This is a genomic window from Kocuria rhizophila, from assembly GCF_003667225.1.
GTDB lineage: Bacteria > Actinomycetota > Actinomycetes > Actinomycetales > Micrococcaceae > Kocuria > Kocuria rhizophila.
The window spans coordinates 1-5,901 of record NZ_RCOM01000112.1 but is presented as its reverse complement, the minus strand read 5'-3'; the positions used below and the strand labels follow the sequence as shown (position 1 = coordinate 5,901).

Annotated in this window: 7 protein-coding genes; 3 read left to right on the top strand and 4 right to left on the bottom strand. The window is 71.1% G+C overall.

Annotated features, from left to right (window positions below; translation table 11 throughout):
* Nucleotides 1–756: queuosine precursor transporter (locus tag D9R02_RS11045; protein ID WP_259463957.1), on the top strand; the 756-nt coding region annotated here is incomplete at its 5' end.
* 43 nt (nt 757–799) lie between these two features.
* On the opposite strand, the gene D9R02_RS11040 is transcribed toward D9R02_RS11045, so the two are convergent.
* Together D9R02_RS11040 and tgt are read right to left on the bottom strand one after the other, a co-directional pair.
* Nucleotides 800–1,657: an MBL fold metallo-hydrolase gene (locus tag D9R02_RS11040; RefSeq protein WP_102613952.1), complete on the bottom strand. Its 858-nt coding sequence runs from the start codon at nt 1,655–1,657 to the stop codon at nt 800–802.
* 367 nt (nt 1,658–2,024) lie between these two features.
* Nucleotides 2,025–3,311 (bottom strand): tRNA guanosine(34) transglycosylase Tgt, encoded by a 1,287-nt coding sequence (tgt, locus tag D9R02_RS11035; RefSeq protein ID WP_121566914.1) that lies wholly within the window; start codon nt 3,309–3,311, stop codon nt 2,025–2,027.
* Between the two features lie 137 nt (nt 3,312–3,448).
* On the opposite strand from tgt, the gene D9R02_RS11030 reads away from it, so the two are divergent.
* On the top strand, nt 3,449–3,679 hold the full coding sequence (locus tag D9R02_RS11030; RefSeq protein ID WP_019309911.1) for a tautomerase family protein: 231 nt from the start codon (nt 3,449–3,451) through the stop codon (nt 3,677–3,679).
* The gene (locus D9R02_RS11025) at nt 3,676–4,068 is read left to right on the top strand and encodes a PIN domain-containing protein (protein ID WP_121566913.1); all 393 of its coding nucleotides are present in this window, start codon (nt 3,676–3,678) and stop codon (nt 4,066–4,068) included. Before D9R02_RS11030 ends, D9R02_RS11025 begins: the two co-directional genes overlap by 4 nt.
* 31 nt (nt 4,069–4,099) lie before the next feature.
* Here the strand turns inward: D9R02_RS11025 and D9R02_RS11020 are convergent, their stop codons facing one another.
* On the bottom strand, nt 4,100–4,642 hold the full coding sequence (locus D9R02_RS11020; RefSeq protein WP_019309913.1) for an NUDIX hydrolase family protein: 543 nt from the start codon (nt 4,640–4,642) through the stop codon (nt 4,100–4,102).
* A 62-nt stretch (nt 4,643–4,704) separates the two neighbouring features.
* Nucleotides 4,705–5,901, bottom strand: a 1,197-nt coding sequence (locus D9R02_RS11015; RefSeq protein WP_259463956.1) for a glycoside hydrolase family 76 protein, incomplete at its 5' end; no start/stop codon positions are given.

Sequence of the window (5,901 nt, the reverse complement as noted above, 5' to 3'; positions counted from 1 at the left end):
CAGTTCACCACGCACAGGTTCCGGCTCAGCTCCCCCCCCCCCGCCGACGCCGCCGCGCGCGCCGCGTCCCCGGCAGCCACCGCGCAGCCGGTCTTCGCCCGCCGCCCCCGCACGTACTTCGACGTGATCCTCGCGGCGTACTGCGTGATCCTGGTGCTCTCCAACATCGGCGCCACCAAGGGTGTGCAGTTCGGTCCGGTCATCACGGACGGCGGGTTCTTCCTGTTCCCCCTGGCCTACGTGCTGGGGGACGTGGTCTCCGAGGTCTACGGCTTCCGCGCGGCCCGCAAGGCGATCCTCACCTCGTTCTTCTTCGGGGCGTTCGCCTCGGTGGTGTTCTGGATCGTGATCATCCTGCCCCCGGCCCCGTTCTACGAGAACCAGGCAGCGTTCGAGGCGGTGCTGGGGCCCGTGCCGCTCATCGTGGTGGCGTCCCTGCTGGGCTACCTGGTGGGCCAGCTGCTCAACGCGTACGTGATGGTCAAGGTCAAGCAGCGCACCCAGGAGAAGCACCTGTGGGCGCGGCTGATCTCCTCCACCATGGTGGGCGAGCTGGTGGACACGGTCATCTTCTGCACGATCGCCGCGCCCATCATCGGCATCAACTCGTGGTCCGGGTTCCTCAACTACGTGCTCGTGGGCTACGTCTACAAGTGCCTCGTGGAGGTGGTGATCATGCCGGTCACCTACGCCGCGATCGCGTGGGTCAAGCGCCGCGAGCCCAGCTACTCGGAGCCCGTCCCGCTGCAGGGCTGAGCGCCCCAGGGAACGGCGCGTGCGGCGTCGTCGTGCGCTGCGCTCAGCGGTTCAGGTAGGCGAGCTGGGCGGCGATCGAGTGCTCGGCCGCGCGGCGCACCCCGGCGGGGACGTCCGCGTAGACGGCGTCCGTGACGGTCTCCACGCTCGCGGAGTCCCCCAGCTCGGCGACGACGCCGCGCACCTGCTCCAGCCGCTCCAGGCGGTGCTCCGCGAGCTCGTCGCACACGTCCTGCAGGTCCGGCAGCGGTGCGCCGTGGGCGGGCAGGCCCATGGCACTCGAGCGCTTGCCGAGCCGTTCGAGGGTGTGCAGGTAGTCGTCCAGGGTGCCGTCCGGGTGGTCGATCATGGTGGTGCCGCGGCCCAGGACGGTGTCGCCGGTGAGGATGGTCTCCGGCTCGTCGTGGTGCAGCAGGAGCGAGACGGAGTCCGAGGTGTGGCCCGGGGTGGCCAGCACGCGGATGCTCACGCCCGCGGCCAGCACGCAGTCCCCGTCCCGCAGGGGCTCGCCGCTGTCCCGGCAGAACTCGGGCAGGGCGGCGCGCACGGGGGCGCCGGTGATCTCGTGCAGGCGGTCGATGCCGTCCGTGTGGTCCCCGTGGCGGTGCGTCACCAGGATCAGCACAACCCTGCCGGTGGCGGCCACGGCCTGCAGATGGTCCTCGTCCAGGGGCCCCGGGTCCACGACGACGACGTCTGGTCCCGGCCACTCACCCCGTCCCTGAGCGGACGGGTGCTGGCCGTAGTTCGGGTGCTCGGGTCCGGTGCCGGGCGCGGAGAGGATCCAGGTGTTGGTGCCGTCCAGGGTCATGGGCCCGGGGTTCGGTGCCAGGATCATCCCGGCGCACGCGCTCACGCGGTGCAGCACGCCGGGGACGGTGAAGTCGGGCTGCGCGCTCATGCTCGGGCGCCCCGTTGCTCGGTCTCCGCGAGAACGACGACGCCGCTGCCGCTGGCTCGCGCGGCCCGGGTCACCGTGCGCGCGGGGCGGCAGAGCGGTCCCGTGGCCGGGATGCGCCTGGTCTCGCTCAACACGTGGGGCCCTCGAACCTGCGGATCCCTGAACCCCCGCCTGTTGCGGCAGAGGACCGGGTGGACCCACCGGGGCCGTGGATCCGCGTGCAGAGGACTCCCGGCGGGTTGAAGAAGTTCACGGCAGTCTAACGCGAGGGAAGGTCGTGCCAGGTCCGGGCGCACCCGCCTCAGCGCCGTACAGGCGGATGCACCACCGCGAGTGGATCACCGGAGCCGGCCCCGCGGCGTCGTCGTCAGGCGGTGGGCTGGACGGTGCCGTAGTAGGTGCCCAGGAACTCGTCCCGGTACTCGAAGTAGGTGTCCGCCTCGATCGCGGCGCGGGCGCCGGCCACGAGGTCCAGGACGAAGCGCTCGTTGTGGATGGACGCCAGGGTGGCGGCGTTGCGCTCCTTGGACTTGAACAGGTGCCGCAGGTACGCACGGGTGTAGTGCGTGCACGTGTAGCAGGGGCACGTGTCCGAGATGGGCGTGAAGTCCCGCTTGAAGCGGATGTTCGTGAGGTTGACCCGGCCGGTGGGGGTGTACACCGCGGAGGAGCGGGCCACGCGGGTGGGGGAGACGCAGTCGAAGGTGTCCACGCCGTTGTCGATCGCGGTGAAGATGTCGTCCGGCTCGGAGATGCCCAGCAGGTGCTTGGGGGTGTTCTCCGGCAGCTCCTCGGTGCACCAGCGCACGATCGTGCCCAGCTGCGACTTCTCCAGCGCGCCGCCGATGCCGAAGCCGTCGAAACCCATCTCCGACAGGTCCCGGCACGCCTTCCGCCGCAGGTCCTCGTACTGGGCGCCCTGGATCACGCCGAACAGCGCCTGGTAGGGCTTGTGGGCCCGCTCCTCCGTGAGCCGGCGGTGCTCCGCGAGGCAGCGCAGCGCCCACGTGCGGGTGCGCTCCAGGGCGGTCTCCTGGTACTCGCGGGTGTTGTGGAGGGTGGTGAGCTCGTCGAACGCGAACATGATGTCCGCGCCGATGTTGTGCTGCACCCGCATGGAGACCTCCGGGGTGAACCGGTGCAGGTCCCCGTTGAGGTAGGAGCGGAACCACACGCCGTCGTCGTCCACGCGCGCCATGCGCTTCTGGCCGGGCGCCATCTGGGAGTCCCCCAGGGGGTTGGCCACGGTGGACATGTCGATCACCTTGCCCAGCCCCGACCCCAGGGACATCACCTGGAACCCGCCGGAGTCCGTGAACGTGGGCCCGGGCCAGTTCATGAAGGTGCCCAGCCCGCCGGCCTCGTCCAGGACGTCGTCCCCGGGCTCGAGGAACAGGTGGTAGGCGTTGGCCAGCATGGCCTGCGCGCCCTCGGCCGCCATCGACTCCGGCAGCACGGCCTTCATCGCGGCCTGGGTGGCCACGGGGATGAACGCGGGCGTCTGGATCTGCCCGTGCGGCGTGGTGATGGTGCCCGTGCGGGCCTGGAACTGCCCGCCGTTCTCGCCCACCCGCTCCTCGGGAAGGGAGGGGCTTTCACGCAGCCGGGTGTGGAGCTCGAAGCTGAACGGGGGTGTGGGATCTGAGATGGGCACCCGACCATTGTGCCGGGTCCGGCGGTTGAACTGTTCCGGAGGTTCCCGGCGCAGCCTCCGGGTGACGCCCGGCAACTGGGCCGTTCCGCCCTGGCCTCCGCTGCCGCATCAGCGCTGCATCATCTATGATGCACTTCATGCGCACTACCGTGGACCTTCCTCCGGCCGTCCACCGGAGGGCGCGGGACCTCGCGGACCAGCAGGGGCAGTCGTTGTCCGCCGTGCTGGCGGACCTCGTGGTGAGAGGCCTCGCGGAGAGGAATGAGCCAGTGACGGTCTCGGTGGATCCCGTGACGGGGCTTCCCTCCCTCTCGCTGGCCCGGACTCTCACGGACGCGGATGTACGTGAGCTGCTGGACGAGGAGTGAGACCACATCTTCTCGACGCCAACGTGGTCATCGCGCTGGTCGTGACGGAGCACGAACACCACCACCAGGCGCGTACGTGGTTCCAGGACCAGGAGCGGTTGCTGCTGTGCTCGGTGGTTGAGGGCGCGCTCGTACGCATGCTTCTGCGTCTGGGGGAGCGAGGTGAGGCCGTGGAGCAGGTTCTGGTCGCGCTCCGCGACCACCCGAGAATCGACTTCCTGGCGGATTCGCCGTCCTACCTGGGCGTGCCGCTCGGAACGCTCACCGGCCACCGTCAGATCACGGACGAGTATCTCGTCATGCTGGCCAGCCACGCGGGGGCGAGACTCGCCACTTTCGACCGGGCGCTGAGCGTCAGGCACCCGGAGCAGGTCACGGCCCTGGCATGACATCGCCGTCCCTCCAGGACGGCGGAGACGCTCAGCGACCCCAGCCCGCGTGGGCGATCGCCTGGCGGATGAGGTCCTCGCGCCCGCCCTCGAACTCCTCCTGGACGTCCAGGGACAGCGCCTCGTCCGGGGTCATCCAGGACAGCTGCAGCGCGTCCTGGCGGGGTTCGCACTCGCCGCGCACGGGGACGATGTAGCTCAGGGCCACGGCGTGCTGGCGGTCGTCGGTCAGCCCGGTCTCGGACGGGGACGGGAAGAACTCGGACACCGCGAACGGCACGGTGGTGGAGGGCATCTGCGGCATGGCCAGCGGGCCCAGGTCCTTCTCCAGGTGGCGCAGCAGCGCGGCGCGCACGGTCTCCCGGTACATCACGCGCCCGGAGACGAAGGTGCGGACCATCCGGCCCTCGTCGTTGGCGGTGAGCAGCAACCCGATCTCGGACAGGCAGCCCAGCGGGTCCAGGCGCACGGGAATGGCCTGGACGTACACGATGGGCAGCGTGGCGCGGGCTCGGTTGAGGTCCTCCTCGCTGAGCCAACCAGGGTTCGGGTCCGGGGTGCGTACTGAGCTCATGCCTCGTTTCTACCCCCGCCACACCCCTGCGGGCCAGAGTCCTCCCGCGTGGCGGGCCCGGTTCAGCGGTCAGCCGAACGCGCGGCCGCCTCCAGCACGGTCCACGCCTGCACCTGGGTGCTCAGCTCCACGGGCGCGCCGGTGCGCTGCGCCTGGTTCGCGTGCTGGGACGGCTCCGGGGAGAACACCGCCACATTCTCGCCGCGGCTCGCGCCAGGAGTCGAGAAGTCCTCGTCCGGGTCGAACTCGCGCCGCCCGTCCCACAGGGCGTCCGCGGTGTCGCAGACCAGCGCCTTCGCCGTGCGGCGTGCCTCGGCGTCCAGCTCGGACGACGACGCCGCTTCGCCCAAATAGCGCGCCAGGATCCCCGTGAACAGCCCGGCATCCCCACCGCCCTGGCCCTTCAGCACGGGGCGGCCGTGGGGTCCGGGGACCGTGAACTCACGGGCGGCGCCGTGCACCAGGGCGGCGGCGCGGGAGAGCCAAAGCTGCTGCTCGTCCGGGTCCGTGACGGTTTCCGCGAGCTCCAGGGCCGCACCCAGCACCGGGCCGCTGTTGTACGTGTACACGTGCCGATCCACCGCCGTGATCTCCGAGCCGGAGCCGGCGGCGACCATGCGGATGCCGTCCAGGAACACGCCGCGCTCGGCGTCGAAGAGGGTGTCGAAGAGCCACGTGAGCAACGCGCGGGCCTCGTCCACCCGGTGCATCCGCAGGAACGTGAGGGCCACCGGGGCCGTGGAGGCGGTGTTCTTGTAGTCGCGGGTCATGTTCCACCACGCCCCACCGCCCAGGTTCTCGTCGCACCCGGACTCGAGCCGCTTGGCCAGCGCCACGCCGTCGTCCTGCACCGTGCGCGTGGTGCGGCCCGTGGCCGCGACGTCCTCGTGGCGCAGCCGGCCCAGGGCGAGGGACAGCCACGCCATGTCGTCGAAGAACACGTTGTTGGTCACCCGGCCACCGCTGTGCACGGCCATGCCTCGCAGCAGCTGGTGCGCGCGGGACCGGGAGCGGGCGGCGTCGTCGTGCTGGCCAGCCGAGCGCTCGCGGGCGGCGGCGTCCACGAACGCCTCCAGCAGGTGCGCCTGCCACCAGTAGTGCCACGGGCCCCGGCGCGGGTGCGGGAACGCGACGGCGCCCAGGTACGTGCCCGGCACGCGGAACGCGCGGGAGCCGAACAGCCGGTCCACGGAACGGGCGGCCGTGGCGGCACGGAGGGCGGGGGACTCGGACATCGCGGGGCTCCTGCGGGACGTGGC